Source organism: Myroides oncorhynchi, from assembly GCF_020905415.1.
Taxonomy (GTDB): Bacteria; Bacteroidota; Bacteroidia; order Flavobacteriales; family Flavobacteriaceae; genus Flavobacterium; species Flavobacterium oncorhynchi_A.
Window position 1 is genome coordinate 3,273,146 of the sequence record NZ_JAJJMP010000001.1, and the last position, 16,309, is coordinate 3,289,454.

The following is a 16,309-nucleotide window of genomic DNA, read 5'->3' on the forward strand; positions in this document are numbered from 1 at the left end:
TTATGAAAGATCTATTCAAATATTTAATAGTAGTTTTTGTCTTGTGTTTTGGTATCAAAACACAAGCTCAAACCACTATTGAGCACTATCAAGATAAGAAAAGTATTTTATCAAGTCAAGAATTTCAAAAACTTGATTACTTAGTTAATGGAGGTGATAGCCATATGCTTGTAGACAGTGATAATAAAACTATAGTTTATAATAAACTTGAAAGAGTTATTAGAATGAGTATTAAAAAATCATCTGATTTTGAGGTATTAGTAAAATCTTTAAAGAATGATTTAGGAGGTGTTGTAATTATTAATATAGAGTGGGATGGAGCTGAAGAATTTCTGATTCCTGATGATTTATTTTCAAAATTAAGTAGTTTGAAATATGTCTATATACGTTCATACAAGACTATGTCAAAGGATATTGTTCACAAGCATTTTAAAAATATAATAGAAAAACTAAAGAATTATAAAGAAGTAGTTATTCTATATCAGACAATGGAACAACCAAGTTAATAGAAAAGGATATGATAAAGAATATAAAAATAACGAGTACTTTTCTTATTGCTGTATTGGTTTATAGTATTGTATTATTAAGTTCATTTACTACTAGTGCTCAAGTTCGAAAAACTTTTACACCTAGAGTCTCATCTGAAGTGCTCGCTCCATATACTAACGTTAAGAATTATAATCTACAAGGAGATTTCCTAATGCTTGGAAATACTAGTATGACTCTAGATCCTTATGTTTTAGATAAAGATAACAGTAATAATTATATGAAGTATGTAGATATCGATAATGATAACTCTACTGTAAACTCTTCGTCAGCAGAATTAGTATTACCTGGGGGAGATTGTACCGAGATTATATATGCTGGACTTTATTGGTCTGGAAGAGCACATGATGGAGGGAATTCTAATGAGGAGTTCTTAGTAAATGGAAATCATCGATTAAATAAAAGAAAAGTAAGATTAAAGAAACAAGGTGACTCTTATCGTGATATTTGGGCTAATTCAACAGATCTTTATTATCCAAGTAATACAGATGGTAATATGTATTCTGCTTATGCAGATATTACTTCTTATGTTAGAGAAAAGGGAGCAGGTAATTATACAGTTGCTGATCTTGCTTTGATTGAAGGTAATGGTGGAGGAACTGGTTTTTATGGTGGTTGGGGAATGGTTATTATCTATAAAAATACTTCAATGAAGTGGAGAGATATTACTGTTTTTGATGGACATGCATATGTAGCTGGTGGAAATTACAGCTATGAATTACCAATTTCAGGATTTAAAGCTACTCAACACGGTAATGTTAATGTTACTCTTGGTTTAATGGCGGGAGAAGGAGATAGGATGATTCAAGGAGATTATTTTGAAATCAAAAGAGGTAGTAGTTTCGATAAACTAAAGCATAATAAAAATACAACAGGAAATTTCTTTAACTCTTCCATTGCTGTAGGAGACACCCCTAGAAGCCCAAATCTTGTAAATAATACAGGATATGATATAGCTAAGTTTGATTTAGACAACTCAGGTAATAAATACATTGCAAATAATGCCACTAATGCAACTTTTAGATATGGTAGTACACAAGATACTTATGTAATTTATAATATAGTTTTTGCTGTCGATGCATATGTTCCTGATATAGTTGGAGAGAATAAACCAGTAGAGACTAATGGAAAAAAGCCTACTCATAATGGTAATGTAGAACCTGGGCAAGAGTTAGAATTTGAGTTAGATGTTTACAATAAAGGAACTGAAGCTGTAAATAATTCAATAATAGAAATTCCAGTTCCATTTAACTTGCATTATAATGGTGCAACTATAAAAAATGGATTACCAGTATCAGGTAATGTTTCATGGAGACCTCCAGTGGGAGGAAGTAATGACCCTTCTGTAACTGCTGGAGGAACAATTATTTGGAATATTGGAAGTCTGCCTGAAGATCAGACTAAAGAACTTTTATTAGCACAATTAAAATATCGTTTTAAAGTATCTGATAACTGTATTTTATTATCTACTAATGTTTGTGGATTAGGAATCAAAATTAATGGTAAAATATCAGGAGTAGGTGCTACATCAAATACTCAAGTAAATTCTGATTTAGTTAGAGATTATGGAAATGGTCTTTGTGCAGGACCAGTTTACGATGATTTTGAATCTATAATTGAAGTAAGTACAGCTTTTAAACAGAATTGTAATCCACCTGTTGAAGATGGTATTATGCAGTTTAAAGCATTCTGTAGTGTTCCTGTAACAGGATTTAATAGAGATGAAATTATAGCTCAGTATCCAATAGGTTCTAAGTTTTATAATGTAATTCCTAGTTCATATAATTCAACTGTTGGTTTAGTCTCAGGTAACTTTGCTGTAAATGCTGATGGAAGTAAGAAGATGTACTTCGTTATGGTTCCTGGAATGGAAGCTGGATGTTATGCAAAACTTGAAATAAGTGTTGAAAGAGTTACATCAAGTCCTTTGGTAAAAAACCTTGTGTTTTGTCAGACAGATGAAATTATTCTTGAAAATCAATTGTCATTAGTAGGAGTAGAAAAAAGTTACAATCTATATTATTTTGATCTTGAGAACAATTTGTTGAGTCAAGAGCCTAAACCTTCGACAATAGGTACTCATAAATATTTAGTTGCAGAGGGAAAAGATGGCTGTTTTGGTCCCAAAGTTCCATTTCAAATTACCATCAATCAAGTTCCTGAGGTTAGTAAAACGGTTGGAAATATTGTTTTATGTGAGAATTTTGATCAAAAGCAAATTGTTACCACTACAACCACTGGAGTAAATTTTAAATGGGAATACAACTCAACAAGTGTAGGGGGAAGTTGGCAAGAACTAACAAATTCGTCATTTACTAATGTTATTAGAGTTGAGGATAATAAACTTGAAGTTAATCATGCGACAAAGCAAATTAACGGACTAAGAATAAGATTAAAAGTAACTAATACAAGTAAGTGTTCAGATTTCTCAAATGAATTCTCAATTCGTGTTGAGGATTGCTCTGCAGTTACTAATCCAATGTTGTTAAACCCTGGATTAAGTAAATAAGTAATCAAAAATTGAAAACTATGCAATCAAGAAAATTATATAAATCAGTTGCCTTATTGGGTCTAGCGTTGCCAGCTACAGTAGTAGCTCAGCAAGCTAAGAAAGATCAAGTAATGGTAAACCAAGGAAAGATTTCGGTAGCAGAAGGTGGAGTAATGTCAACAATCTATGATTTTGATAATACGAAAGAAGGTTATGTGAAGAATGATGGAACGGTTTATTACTACAGTAACTTCAACAATGATAATTTATACGAGCACAGCGCCAATAGTAAAAGTTCAAAAGCGGTATTTACGCCATTTGAACAAGCAACAGGTGCGCAAGCTATCACAGGAAGTCAACCATCAAACTTCTTTGATGTTGTTTTAGACAACCCAACAAAGGACATGGCTTTTGATCTAAAGAACGAAGCAAATGTACGTGGAAGTGTAGACTTTAAAGACGGAATTATCAAGGTAGATTCTTTAGTAGGTATGCTTACTTTTCACCAAGGAGCTAAAGCATTAAAGCCAACAGATAGAAGTCACGCAGAGGGCTATGTAGAGAAGATCGGAAAAGAAGAGTTTCAATATCCTAAGGGAGACAAAGGGCTTTATCGCTATGCTAGAATCACTGCCCCTGAAAATGTAAAAGATGCTTACCAAGGGAAGTATAACCTAGATGATAAGAACTTCTTTAAGGCGCGTGCTACTAAGTCAGGTGTGATTAATCTACTGGATACTCGTGAGTATTGGACCATTGATAAAGGTAATGACAATAGTCAAGGAGATATTATGCTAACGTTAAGTTGGGATGAGCGTACTACCCCTAAAGAGCTTTTAGCTAATCCCGAGAAAGAGTTACACATTGTACGTTGGGATGCCAAACAACAACTATGGGTAGACGAAGGTGGAGTAGTCGATTTAGATAAAAAAGAGATTACAACTCCTACTAGTGTAAGAGGTTATGGGTTTTTTACGCTAGCGACAGTTAACACGGATCTAATCTTAGATGGAGACATTGTTATTTACAACCTTGTAACCCCTGATGGAGATGGTAAGAATGATTACTTTATCATTGACAACATTACTAAGTTTCCAAATAACACAGTGGAAGTTTATAACCGCTGGGGAGTTAAGGTTTATAATACAAGTAATTATGACAGTGCAGGAAATGTATTTAGAGGGTATTCGGATGGTCGTGTGACAATCAATAAGAACGAAAAACTACCAAGTGGAACGTATTATTACATTGTGAACTACGAGTATAAAGATGCCAAAGGTTCACGCATGATTAAAAAATCAGGTTATCTACAATTAGAAAGCAATAAGTAAGAGAATATATGAATATTCAACAAAATATCAAGAAAATCGGAATCAGCCTAATCGCCTTAGGCTGCTTCTCACAAATGCAAGCGCAACAAGACCCGCAATACACCCAGTATATGTATAACACCAATATGGTTAACCCAGCTTATGCAGGAAGCAGAGGAACGTTAAACGTATTTGGGATGTACCGCACACAGTGGGTAGGATTAGATGGAGCCCCTAAGACAGCGAATGTATCTGTATCTACACCATTAGGTGAGAGCGGACTAGGGTTAGGTGTAAACTTTACCAATGATCGTTTAGGAGCGATGGATGAGAATAATATCTCAGTAGATTTATCGTATGCAATTGATTTGAACGCAGATTATAAATTAGCTTTTGGATTAAAAGGGACAGCTAATTTACTGAACGTGGATTATACAAAATTAAACATCCACAATCCATCCGATCCACACTCACAGGAGAATATCAACAATAAGTTTAGTCCAAATATCGGAGCAGGAGTTTACTTATATTCAGACAAAGCGTATGTGGGGTTATCAGTACCTAACTTCTTAACACAGAATAGATACGATGATAACGAGCGCAATACAGATCTAACAGTGATGCGTCAAAAAGCACACTTCTACCTAATGGGGGGGTATGTATTTGATGTTAGTGAGAATGTATTGTTTAAACCAGCAGCATTAGTAAAAGCAGTAAGTGGAGCACCCTTACAAGTGGACTTGACAGCTAATGTATTGTTGTATGATAAATTTACATTAGGGGCAGCTTATCGTTGGGATGCAGCAGTCAGTGCACTGGCAGGCTTCCAAATAAACGACAATATGTTTATTGGATATGCTTACGATTTTGATACTACTAAATTGCACAACTACAACTCAGGATCACATGAGATCTTTATGAGATTTGAGTTATTTAACCGTCGTAGTACGATTAATGCGCCTCGATTCTTCTAGAAGAATAAGAGGAAAAAGACACAATTATGAGAAAAGAGCTATTGAAAATAAGCTTATTTGGTATGTTACTTTTAGCGGGAGTGAATACTCAGGCTCAGAAAGTAGCAGAGAAGAAAGCGGATAAAGAATATCAAACCCAGGCGTATGTCGATGCAATCAAGATTTATGAGCGCATCGCTAACAAAGGGTACACAAACGCAGATATGCTAAAGAAATTAGCAGATGCGTATTACTTTAATGGAAAGTTACCAGAGGCCAATAAGTGGTATGAACAGTTGTTTGATGGAGAGTACGGCGATAAAGGTAAAGAGGCTATCTCATCAGAATATTACTATCGCTACGCTCAGACGCTAAAATCTCTAGAGAACTACGATAAGTCAGATCAGATGATGCAGGAGTTCTCTAGATTAGAAAGTACAGATTCTCGTGCTCAGTTATTTGAACAAGACAAAGATTACTTGCAAAAGATAGAAGATAAGAAGGATCTGTATGATATACAAGCTTTGGGTATTAACACAACGTTTTCGGATTATGGAGCAACTATTTTAGGTAATAAACTCGTGTTTACTTCTGCAAGAAATCAAGATGTAAATAAGTCTATACACGAGTGGACTAATGAGAGCTTTACTGCTCTTTATAGTTCGGATATAAATACCGATGGGACCTTCTCAGAACCAGTACAACTTGCTAAAGAGATAAGCTCTAAAGTTAATGATGCAACAGCCGTATTTACTAAGGATGGCAATACGATGTATTTTACACGTAATAATTCAAGTGAAAAAGGGAAAAGAAGAAACAATAAAGACAAATCATCTTTATTAAAAATATATAAGGCCACTAAGAACCAGGATGGCTTGTGGGGACAAGTGTTAGAGCTTCCGTTTAACTCGGATTATTTTAATACAGCCCATCCTAGTTTGACACCTGATAATAAGTGGCTTTATTTTTCTTCAGATAGAAAAGGAACACTTGGACAGTCAGATATCTTTAGAGTAGCTATTTATCCAACGGGAGAGTACGGAAGTGTTGAGAATATTGGAAGTAAAGTTAATACATCAGGACGTGAAACATTTCCATTTATCTCAGCGGATAACTTCTTGTTCTTCGCCTCAGATGGACATCCAGGACTTGGAGGATTAGATATGTTTGTGGCTAAAATTAATGTAGATGGATCTATAGGACAAGTAGCCAATATGGGAACCCCTATTAATAGTCCATTTGATGATTTTAGTGTTTATATAGATAGTAAATCTCATAAGGGATTTGTGAGTTCAAATAGACCAGGGGCAAGTGGAGGAGATGATATCTATTTCTTTAAAGAAAAACCGTGTAAACAAGCTCTTGAAGGTATAGTGTATGATAAGAATACAAAAGAGCCACTTGCTAATACAAGGGTGGTAATATCTGACGCATTATATCAAAAATCGGACACGATTATGACTGATGCAAAAGGATACTACTTATCAGAGTACTTAGACTGTGGAGGGAAATACCGCATCAAGGCAGAGAAACAAGATTATAATACTGTAGAAGTGGTATTTGTGGTAGAACGTCAACAAGGAATAAAACGAGTTGATATAGGGCTTGAGAAAACATTAGAACCTATCCAGAAGGATGATGATTTGTTTAAGAAGTTAAAACTTAATCCTATTTACTTTGATTTTGACAAGTCTAATATACGACCTGATGCAGCGGCAGAGTTAATCAAAGTAGTAGAGGTATTAAAAGAATACCCAACAATGAAGATAGATGTGCGTTCACATACAGATAGTAGAGGAAATGATGCGTACAACCTTAAGCTTTCAGATCGCAGAGCTAAATCCACAATAGAGTGGATGGTTACTCAAGGAATTCACAGAAACAGATTAACAGGTGATGGTTATGGAGAGACTAGGCTTTTAAACAAGTGTAGCAACTCAGTACCATGTACAATTGAGGAACATCAGTTAAATAGACGAAGCGAGTTTATTATTACAGAACTATAGTTCTATAAATTTAATAGCTGTTTTGAACAAAACAACAAATCAATTTTTTTTTTCGACCGATCTCACTGTTGATCTAAAACGACAGTATTAGCCAGAAAGAGCCACCCCTAGGGGTGGCTCTTTTGTTTGGTATAATCTTAAATATAAATCAGCAATGCTGAAAAAATCACCTTAAACAAACAAAGAGTTAAATAAACTTCATTTCTAAAATTGTTAAAAAAGAAAGCAAACTAATAAGTAGTAAAAGAAAGAATTACATATTCTTAACATTGGCTTGTTAGCATACTCTTTTAAAAACTTCGTTTTAAATATCTAAAGACAGTATACTTAATGCTTGGCGGCTAATTTCCTATTTTGATTGTATATAGTGATTAACATTAGAGTAATCTAATGCCTCATTTTAATCAGTAGTTCTAATAATTAAGTAACGATTTGATAACCTTGCTTTTTAGGGGTAAAACCAAATATTTCACTCCTTTAATAAACAATAAGTATGGATGAAAATTTCCAAGAGGACAAATATATAAAGCGTTGTTTGATGTATTTAAATAAGGAATTAACATTAGAACAGCGAACTGATTTTGAGATTGACTTACTCATAGATGATCAGTTACAGATAGTATATCAGAGATATCGCACGCTGTGGAGAGTTTATCCTATGAATACACAATTAATAGATCAATATACTAGTAAAGCAATAAAGATTCACAAGAAGAAAAGGTCATTGAGTTATACGATATTGGGATGGGCATGTGGACTATTATTACTGATTAGTTTAAATATTGTCTTTTGGTCCTCTTTTAAATCTACTGAAGATTCTCATATCTATGAATACACCAATATCAAAGGACATCGTTCTACTGTTTTTCTAACAGATGGTTCTAAAGTTATATTAAATGGTGATTCTAAAATCAAATACAGATTAGAAAATACCGTTCGGAAAGTTTATTTGCAAGGTGAGGCGTTTTTTGAGGTTGTACATATGTCAGATAAAAAGTTCATAGTAGAACACAACAATCTACAAGTAGAAGTGTTAGGGACTAAGTTTAGTGTCAATACTCAGAATACTATAAAGGAAGTATTGTTATTATCAGGTAGTGTTCTTGCTAGGTTTAATAACAATGAGCAGTTATATCTAAAACCAAATGAGAAACTACTCTATAATAGTTCCACAGGAGAAGTGGCTAGAGAGAAGCGAGATGCAAGTATAGAACTGCAATGGAGAAACAACATTTTAGTATTTAAAAATGAACCTCTACAAGATGCTCTTTTAAGAATCCAACAATTTTACGGATGTAAGTTTAGTGTGAAAAACACTGCATTGCTAAAGGCTAGAATTACAGGAACATTTGAACAGCAAACAATAAGTGAATTTGTGAAGTCATTGTCCTTTGTCACAAATTGCAATATTTCATTAGAAGGTTCTGTATATATAATTAATTGATTATGAATGATTCAATAGATATAAAAGTATATAAAGAGAAGGGTGAAGATATTCAACTTTTCGAACAAATAGCCTTAGGGAGTAAGAGAGCTCTAGAACATTTTTATGTTAAATATTATAAGTACTTATCAAGGTTTGCGGCAAGTTATGAATCAGATTCTTATTTAGTAGAAGAGAAAATTTCAGATGTTTTTTTATATCTATGGGAAAATAGAGAGACTTTATTAGAGATTAATTCTCCCAAAGTATATGTATTTACGATGCTTAAAAACATGTTATTTCAGCATAAAAAGAAACTTAAAACAAAAGCGATAAGCTTTGATTATGCTGTTTTTCAAGACAAGTATTATTCAGAGAATATAGAAGAGCAAATTATTTTGAACGAGCAAGAGCACCAACTTCAAAAAGACTTATTGCTAATCATTAATAAAATACCAGCAGGCTCTCGTCGAATATTTGAAATGAATAGAGTAGATGGATTAAGATATAGACAAATTGCTGAAATATTAAATATATCAGTTAGGACAGTCGAGAATCATATGTCTATAGCCCTACGCACTATAAATAAGATACTTATTCAAAGAAAATAGAAACTAAAAACAACATAAATTCCCTCAATCAATGAAAAAAAAGTATTTAATTGCACTGGTTTGCTATGCTAACTTAGTTAGTCTTCATGGATATAGCTCAGTGTCTGAAAGGCATGATGTAAATAGTACATCAAAAGTTAAAAGTAGTAAGATTAAGTTCACCAGTTTGAATCTTTCATTAGAAGAAATATTCGCTAAAATAGAAAAATCTTCTTCGTTGAGATTTGTCTATATCTTAGAGAATGTACCTTTAAATAAAAAGATTCAGGTACTAGAGAGTTATGATTCTATTGATGATTTGTTAAATGATTTGCAGTCTAAGACTACTCTTGACTTTCAGATTAATAATAATCAAGTGCTAGTTAAACCAGTTTCTTCTCAAGAAAAAACAAGCCAGATTATTGAGTTAAAAGGGGTAGTTGTTGATGATTTACAAATGCCTTTAATGGGAGTAGATATTAGGGATTCTAATAATGAATTTATCACAACAACTAATGATAATGGGGAGTTTTCGATAACAATTACACATACACCTGTGGTAATGTCATTTTCCTATTTAGGGTATAAAACCAAAGAGCAAACTTATTCTAAGAATAATAAGAATATCTTAATAAAGCTAGATCAACAGGATCAAATGTTAAATGAGATTGTTGTTACTGGACAGGGAGCAGATGTACAAAGAAAAAGACTGTCTAATAACGTTACAGTACTTAAAGCTAGTGAATTAGACAAAGTTCCAGCCCAGCGTATAGATCAGTTATTATCAGCCAAGTTACCCAATGCTCAAATTAACTTAACAGGTGGACAGGCCGGAGCCACTTCTTTAATACGTTCAAGAGGTGTAAACTCTGCATTTTTAAGCAGTACACCTATAATCTATATTGATGGAGTACGTTTGGACAATAACAATACACGTACAACAATAGGAGGTAGCTCTCAAGGATCATCTATGAGTTCTATTGGTGATATACCAATGGATAATATTGAGAAGATTGAGTTTATCAATGGTGGTGCAGCTACTACTTTATACGGATCAGATGCTGCTAACGGTGTAATTCAAATTTTTACAAAGAAAAAAGGAATGCCTGGAACAAATGTGAATGTTACAGCTGAGTTAGGAGCAGAAACTCCTACAACTGATTTTTTGTATTTTGATAGAACTAAAAATATTTTGTTTCAAAACGGATTGTATCAAAAGTACAGACTTAATTTAAATGGAGAGTCTGACAGTGGCTTTGGATATAATTTTTCTACTAGCTATCAGAATTCAACAGGAGTTCAATTACACAATCAGAATCAAAACCAAAAGCTCGATTTAAGCTCAGGATTTCACGCTAAATTATCAGACAAGGTAGTTTATGAAAGTTCATTCTCTTATTTACACAATAAATACAATCGAAATAGAAATGGAAACCAAGGAGGCTATACTGGACTTTGGTTTGCAGAATCTGGAGCATCTAAAATTACTGGACCAGGATTTAATAATCGTTTAGATGAGCTTAATGATGCTGAGTTTGCGAAGATGAAAACTTTTGTAGACAATGCAGAACGTTTACAAGATAATGGAATCAAAATTAATCGCTTTACAACATCACAGCAGTTTAAGTACAATCCTTTAGAGAATTTATCTTTTAAATTGGTAGGAGGATTAGATTATAGAATCCAAGATCAGGAAAATATAGAAACCAATGAATATCTTTCAGCTACCAAAGGACAATTGATCAAAGATCAAGGAAGTATTCAAAAAATCCAACGTAAATATATGGGATTAACGTTAGAATTCAACGGTCAGTATAGTGCTAATATTAAGGATTTCTCTTTTATAACTACAGCTGGAGGGCAATTGTTTAGAAACTCAGATAATCAGACTTTAGTAGAAGGACGTAACATAAGAGATGGAGCACATTCAATTTCAGAGGCAGCAATAAGAACTAGTGATGAATATATAGCAGAGGTCTTAAACTATGGTTTTTATGTTCAGGAAAATATTGGATATAAGGATAAGTTGTTTTTAGATTTAGGTGTACGTGGTGACAGAAATCCATCATTTGGTAAGAATATTGGTGTACAATATTATCCAAAGGTAGGTGGGTCTTATATGTTATCTCAAGAAAAGTGGTTTGAAAATAAAGTAGTTAATTCTTTAAGATTAAGATCTAGTTATGGTGTAGCAGGTAATTTACCACCAGCTTATGCCAATGAAAAAACGGTAGCTTTTGATGGCTTTTTAGGGGAACAAGCATCTTCTTTTGCTCAACCAGGTAATGAGGACTTAAAACCAGAAAAAACCCATACATGGGATATAGGTATGGATATGACTTTTTTTAATAATAGATTAAACTTAACTGTTGGTTATTATTACTCTAAAACTAAAGATGCTTTGTTTTATGTACCACCAACTCCATCTAGTGGGTATACTAAGAGTCAATTATATAATATAGGCGAAATAGAGAATAAAGGGTTTGAGATGAACTTCTCTTTAACGGCTATTGATCTACACGATTGGACTCTTACACTAACAGGTTCATTAAATACACTTAAAAACAAGGTGTTAAGTACAGGGGGAGCGCCAGCATTTAATATTAATGGTTTTAGCTCTAGAACATTACAGACTGTTGTAGAACAGGGCAGACCTGTAGGTTTTATACGTGGGAATTATGGTGTGATGGCAGAAGATGGAACTCTTAAAGAGACAACGCCTCAATCTTATTTAGGAACTACTATTCCAGACTTATTTGGGAATCTAGGTTTTAACCTAAGATATAACAATTGGAGCATGTTTGCCGACGCTAATTACCAAACAGGAGGGTATGCTGCAAATTGGGACGCACAATTTAGATATTTCTATGGAGCATCTGATGCCCACGTACCTATGGCAGAGATAGAGAAAAATGGGAGAAACAACTGGCTAAATATCACCAACCTATTTGTTGAAAAAACGGACTATTTAAAGGTTAGAAATATAGGTATCAGTTACTACTATAGACCAACAAACAAGAGTTTTTATAACTCAATGACATTTAGTTTTAACGTTGTTAACCCATTTAGTTTTACTAGTTCTTCTTTTGATCCAGAGGCTACCATAAGTGGTTCTGCTCAAGGACAAGGTGGAGCTTCAACAGGTGGAATTGTCTATGCTACTTACTCAGCACCTAGACAATTCTTAGGTTCTATTAAAATCAATTTTTAAATCTAAAACTACTTTTTAAAATGAAAAAAACACTTATATCAGGTTTGTTATTGATTACACTATCCACTACAGTGAGTTGTGTAGATAATCCTTATGTTACAGAAGATAACTATTTAGATAAACCCAATGCAGGTAGTAGTTGGATTATAGGTTTACAAAAACAGTTAGCACTTACAACAAATATTGTTGTAATTAATACTGAAATAACTTCAGATAATTATTTTAATAATTATACGCAGTATACTAAAATTTTTGATATTCCACAGATTGATTACTTTGATCCAGATGTGAATAATTTACAAAGTACTGTACAGACACTTAGAGAAATGGCTGTTTATGGACTTAATACTGTTGCCCCCAAGGATAGTACACTAAAACCTTCAGATTTAGCGTTTATGCATTTTTGTTTAGGGTATTCTTCTTTATTATCAGGAGAATTATTTGTGGCTTTACCAGAATCGAAGCTAGGTAAAGTAATTGAATCAAGAACTTTCCTAACCCTAGCAATACAAAGCTTTGAAAAAGCGTATGCATTGGAGACCGACACAAAAATGAAAAATGTATATGCCCTTTTACAAGCTAGAGCATACTATCGTTTAGGCGATAAAAATAAGGCTAAACAGCAAGCTACACTAGCTTTATCAGACCCTAAAATGTTATATAATGTTAAGTTTGATGGAAAAAACAATGTACCCAATGAGATGCAAAATGCAGTTTATGATGCTTTACCTAATCGATTAGCACCACTACCTCGTTTGGATTATTTAGACCCAAAGTTCTTTTCTGTAGGAACTCCCCAAAATGATCAGAAACCCTTAGCTTTAGTTAAGGTAGAGGAAGCTTATTTAATTCTATCAGAAGTAGCTTTAGCAAGCAATCAATTAGCACAAAGCAAAGATTTCTTATATCAACTACTTGACTTAGTAGCACAGCGACCAGTAGAAATGGTGGATGATAAAAAGGAAACTAGAAATGGAGGAAAGAGAATAGACTATCCTTTAAAGGCAGTGGGAGTAAAGTTTTCTTCTGATCAGCCTGTTTTACAGGGGTATGTTTTAGACCGTCAACAAGGCAAAGTACCTGTTTATATGATATCAGGTACTAAAGTTACAAAAGCTCAAGTTGCTCAAGTAACCTCTGAAAATGAATTGTTGTATTTAATCTATTTATTAAGGCAAGAAATCTTCTTTGCAGAGGGTAGGCGTTTAACAGATTTAGGGATTAAATTTCCTATTTCACAGATAGAGCAAGGGAATAACCCAAATGTGAAAGATGAACATACTAAGGCTTTAATACCAAGTTTTATACCTAATAAATTGCAGATGGATGATTTTACGGTTGATAAAGTAACAGGAGTAGTGACTATGAAGTACGATATGAATCGCGTACTAATACAAAATAAAACAGATAAAAACATATTACCATTATTTAAATAGATGAAAAAGATATTTGTAATTTTTAGCTTACTGATAGGATTTAGTTCGCTTGGACAGAAAGTCAAACATGTTGTTTTGGTAAGTATTGATGGTTTTAGGCCAGATTTTTATACTGAAAAGCATTGGGCTACACCTAATTTAAAGTATATGGCAGATAATGGAGTAGTAGCTAAAGGGGTTAAGACTATTTTCCCTTCAGTTACTTATCCCTCACACACAACCTTATCTACAGGAGTGTTACCAAACAAGCATGGAGTATATTATAATACTAATGTAGAATTAAACACAAGTAAGGCTCAATGGGTTTATCATTCAAGTCAGGTTAAGTCGTCTACAATTTGGCAATGGGCTAAAGAAAAAGGACTGATTACAGCATCTGTTTCTTGGCCTATTACATTAGATAATGCTTATATAGATTATAATTTACCTGAGATATGGGACTTTAAAAATCCATCAGATAGGATAAAAGCAACCTTAGATAGTGCCATTCCTAAGGGGTTATTTGAGGAAGTTTTAGACAAGGCTGTAGGAAAAGTAACTAGTGATGAGTTTAATTTATCAAGCCTAGCAATGGATGAGAATTTAGGTAGAAGTGCGGCATATATTTTAAAGACTTATAAACCTAATTTGTTGACATTACATCTACCTAATACCGATGGAGCTCAGCATAGCTATGGTAGAGAGCATTATGAGGTGCAACGCGCTGTAGCAGGAGCAGATAAGATAGTTGGTAATCTATTAGATGCTATACAAAAGGCAGGATTGGAAGATGATACTGTGATTATTGTAACAGGAGACCATGGATTTGTGACTACAGATTTTGCGCTATCGCCTAATATATGGCTTAAAGAAAATGGACTTTTTGATAAAGCTTATTTCTTTAGTTCTGGAGGTAGTACATTACTACATTTATATGATTATAACGATACTAAAATTGTAACTAAGGTAAAAGAAGTTTTAGATAAATTACCACAGAAATACAAAGAAGGTTTTGAGATAATTAGTGAACAACAGATACAACTTCGTGGAGCTGATCCAAGGGTTAAACTTGCTTTAAGTGGTAAATTAGGGTATAGTTTTACCAATAATTTTACAGGAGAAGTTCTAACTAGTTCAAAGGGAGGTAAGCATGGTTATTATCCAAGTTTTCAACAAATATATACAGGTTTTGTAGCCTATGGTAAACCTGTAAAAAAAGGTTTAGTGATCAATACTTTAAATCTAGAAGATATACCAGTAATAATTGGTAAAATGCTAGACCTATCTCTTCCTGATGTTGATGGAGTAGCACTTCCAATTACAAATGAAAAGTAGTTTTCGTCTGTTTTTTTCAATAAGGGAATTCTTTTTAAGAGCTCCCTTGTTTTATTTAATGTATCTCCGTTTAGTGTCATACTGATAATTTATAGGTTAAAGGAACTGATCATGTAAACAAGTAACTAGTTAATATACAGTAATTGTAAAAATTGGTATTATCTAGTTTAATAGGATAATTATAACATTACACCCTCTTATTAAATCAAACAGACATACATATTTTATTTATAATTGAAATAAGAATACAAAAGAAATGCATACGCTTGTTAATCAGTATTTTGAAAATTTATTTTTTTCTTATTTTAACCTTAGGAATATTTTTATCTTAAAAAAAACAAAAAAAAAGATTGTCTATTAAAATATAATTCTTTCATTTGTAGAAGAATTAAAAATAAAAAAATGAGAATTTATAATTTAATTATGGTAATGTGTATGTGTCAATGCTTTTCAAAAGAGGAGTAGTGAATGTGTATGTTATATATTTAAATTAAACATTATACTTGAAACTCCTTATTAAATAAATAAGGAGTTTTTTTTATACTAAAATTAAAATTATGTTATCAAAGCGATGTAAGTATGCTTTAAAAGCGATGGTATGTTTAGCTAGAGTTTATCAAAATGGACATTTGACTATTGGAACTATCGCCGAGACTGAAAATATACCTAAGAAGTTTTTAGAACAGATTTTATTGGAGCTAAAACGAGTAAAATTAGTCAATAGTAAAAAGGGCTTAGCAGGTGGGTATTACTTGATTAAAGACCCTAAGGATGTATCGGTAGCAGATTTATACCGAATATTTGATGGACCTATTGCACTTACACCATGTGTCTCATTAAATTATTACGAGCCATGTGATGATTGTTTAGATGAAGAAAATTGTTATTTAAGAAAACAATTTATTGAGATAAGAGACAAAACACGTAAGAGTATGTCTGAGGCAACACTTCAGCGTTTTATAGATAACGAATAATTTTTTCACCCTAATAACTACTAAAATGATAGATATTGTAGTTTTTAAAATTTTG

General features: G+C 33.0%; 11 protein-coding genes. All 11 read left to right on the forward strand.

Going from position 1 to position 16,309, the window contains the following annotated elements:
* Positions 1 to 2: 2 nt before the first annotated feature.
* Entirely contained in the window at positions 3 to 506 is a 504-nt protein-coding gene (locus LNQ81_RS14130) for a hypothetical protein (protein WP_229947817.1), read from the forward strand.
* An 11-nt stretch (positions 507 to 517) separates the two neighbouring features.
* Complete coding sequence (locus LNQ81_RS14135) at positions 518 to 3,055, forward strand: hypothetical protein (RefSeq protein WP_229947819.1); 2,538 nt, start codon at positions 518 to 520, stop codon at positions 3,053 to 3,055.
* Between the two features lie 20 nt (positions 3,056 to 3,075).
* Positions 3,076 to 4,368 carry a gliding motility-associated C-terminal domain-containing protein gene (locus tag LNQ81_RS14140; protein WP_229947821.1) on the forward strand — a complete coding sequence of 431 codons (1,293 nt, stop codon included), beginning with the start codon at positions 3,076 to 3,078 and terminating at the stop codon, positions 4,366 to 4,368.
* A gap of 8 nt (positions 4,369 to 4,376) precedes the next feature.
* Positions 4,377 to 5,321, forward strand: a complete 945-nt coding sequence (locus tag LNQ81_RS14145; protein ID WP_229947823.1) for a PorP/SprF family type IX secretion system membrane protein — start codon at positions 4,377 to 4,379, stop codon at positions 5,319 to 5,321.
* A gap of 26 nt (positions 5,322 to 5,347) precedes the next feature.
* Positions 5,348 to 7,306 carry an OmpA family protein gene (locus LNQ81_RS14150; RefSeq protein ID WP_229947825.1) on the forward strand — a complete coding sequence of 653 codons (1,959 nt, stop codon included), beginning with the start codon at positions 5,348 to 5,350 and terminating at the stop codon, positions 7,304 to 7,306.
* A gap of 493 nt (positions 7,307 to 7,799) precedes the next feature.
* Entirely contained in the window at positions 7,800 to 8,750 is a 951-nt protein-coding gene (locus tag LNQ81_RS14155) for a FecR family protein (protein WP_229947827.1), read from the forward strand.
* A 2-nt stretch (positions 8,751 to 8,752) separates the two neighbouring features.
* Positions 8,753 to 9,340 (forward strand): sigma-70 family RNA polymerase sigma factor, encoded by a 588-nt coding sequence (locus LNQ81_RS14160; protein WP_229947829.1) that lies wholly within the window; start codon positions 8,753 to 8,755, stop codon positions 9,338 to 9,340.
* 31 nt (positions 9,341 to 9,371) lie between these two features.
* Positions 9,372 to 12,530, forward strand: coding sequence for a TonB-dependent receptor domain-containing protein (locus LNQ81_RS14165; protein WP_229947831.1), 3,159 nt, complete (start codon positions 9,372 to 9,374; stop codon positions 12,528 to 12,530).
* A 20-nt stretch (positions 12,531 to 12,550) separates the two neighbouring features.
* Positions 12,551 to 13,966, forward strand: a complete 1,416-nt coding sequence (locus LNQ81_RS14170; RefSeq protein ID WP_229947833.1) for a tetratricopeptide repeat protein — start codon at positions 12,551 to 12,553, stop codon at positions 13,964 to 13,966.
* Entirely contained in the window at positions 13,967 to 15,280 is a 1,314-nt protein-coding gene (locus LNQ81_RS14175; protein ID WP_229947834.1) for an alkaline phosphatase family protein, read from the forward strand.
* Positions 15,281 to 15,837: 557 nt separating this feature from the next.
* Entirely contained in the window at positions 15,838 to 16,254 is a 417-nt protein-coding gene (locus LNQ81_RS14180; RefSeq protein WP_255669492.1) for an RrF2 family transcriptional regulator, read from the forward strand.
* The last annotated feature ends 55 nt before the right edge of the window (positions 16,255 to 16,309 follow it).

Coding starts and splice junctions, on each gene's coding strand:
- LNQ81_RS14130 (WP_229947817.1), top strand. CDS start 3: ATGAAAGATCTATTCAAATATTTAATAGTAGTTTTTGTCTTGTGTTTT.
- LNQ81_RS14135 (WP_229947819.1), top strand. CDS start 518: ATGATAAAGAATATAAAAATAACGAGTACTTTTCTTATTGCTGTATTG.
- LNQ81_RS14140 (WP_229947821.1), top strand. CDS start 3,076: ATGCAATCAAGAAAATTATATAAATCAGTTGCCTTATTGGGTCTAGCG.
- LNQ81_RS14145 (WP_229947823.1), top strand. CDS start 4,377: ATGAATATTCAACAAAATATCAAGAAAATCGGAATCAGCCTAATCGCC.
- LNQ81_RS14150 (WP_229947825.1), top strand. CDS start 5,348: ATGAGAAAAGAGCTATTGAAAATAAGCTTATTTGGTATGTTACTTTTA.
- LNQ81_RS14155 (WP_229947827.1), top strand. CDS start 7,800: ATGGATGAAAATTTCCAAGAGGACAAATATATAAAGCGTTGTTTGATG.
- LNQ81_RS14160 (WP_229947829.1), top strand. CDS start 8,753: ATGAATGATTCAATAGATATAAAAGTATATAAAGAGAAGGGTGAAGAT.
- LNQ81_RS14165 (WP_229947831.1), top strand. CDS start 9,372: ATGAAAAAAAAGTATTTAATTGCACTGGTTTGCTATGCTAACTTAGTT.
- LNQ81_RS14170 (WP_229947833.1), top strand. CDS start 12,551: ATGAAAAAAACACTTATATCAGGTTTGTTATTGATTACACTATCCACT.
- LNQ81_RS14175 (WP_229947834.1), top strand. CDS start 13,967: ATGAAAAAGATATTTGTAATTTTTAGCTTACTGATAGGATTTAGTTCG.
- LNQ81_RS14180 (WP_255669492.1), top strand. CDS start 15,838: ATGTTATCAAAGCGATGTAAGTATGCTTTAAAAGCGATGGTATGTTTA.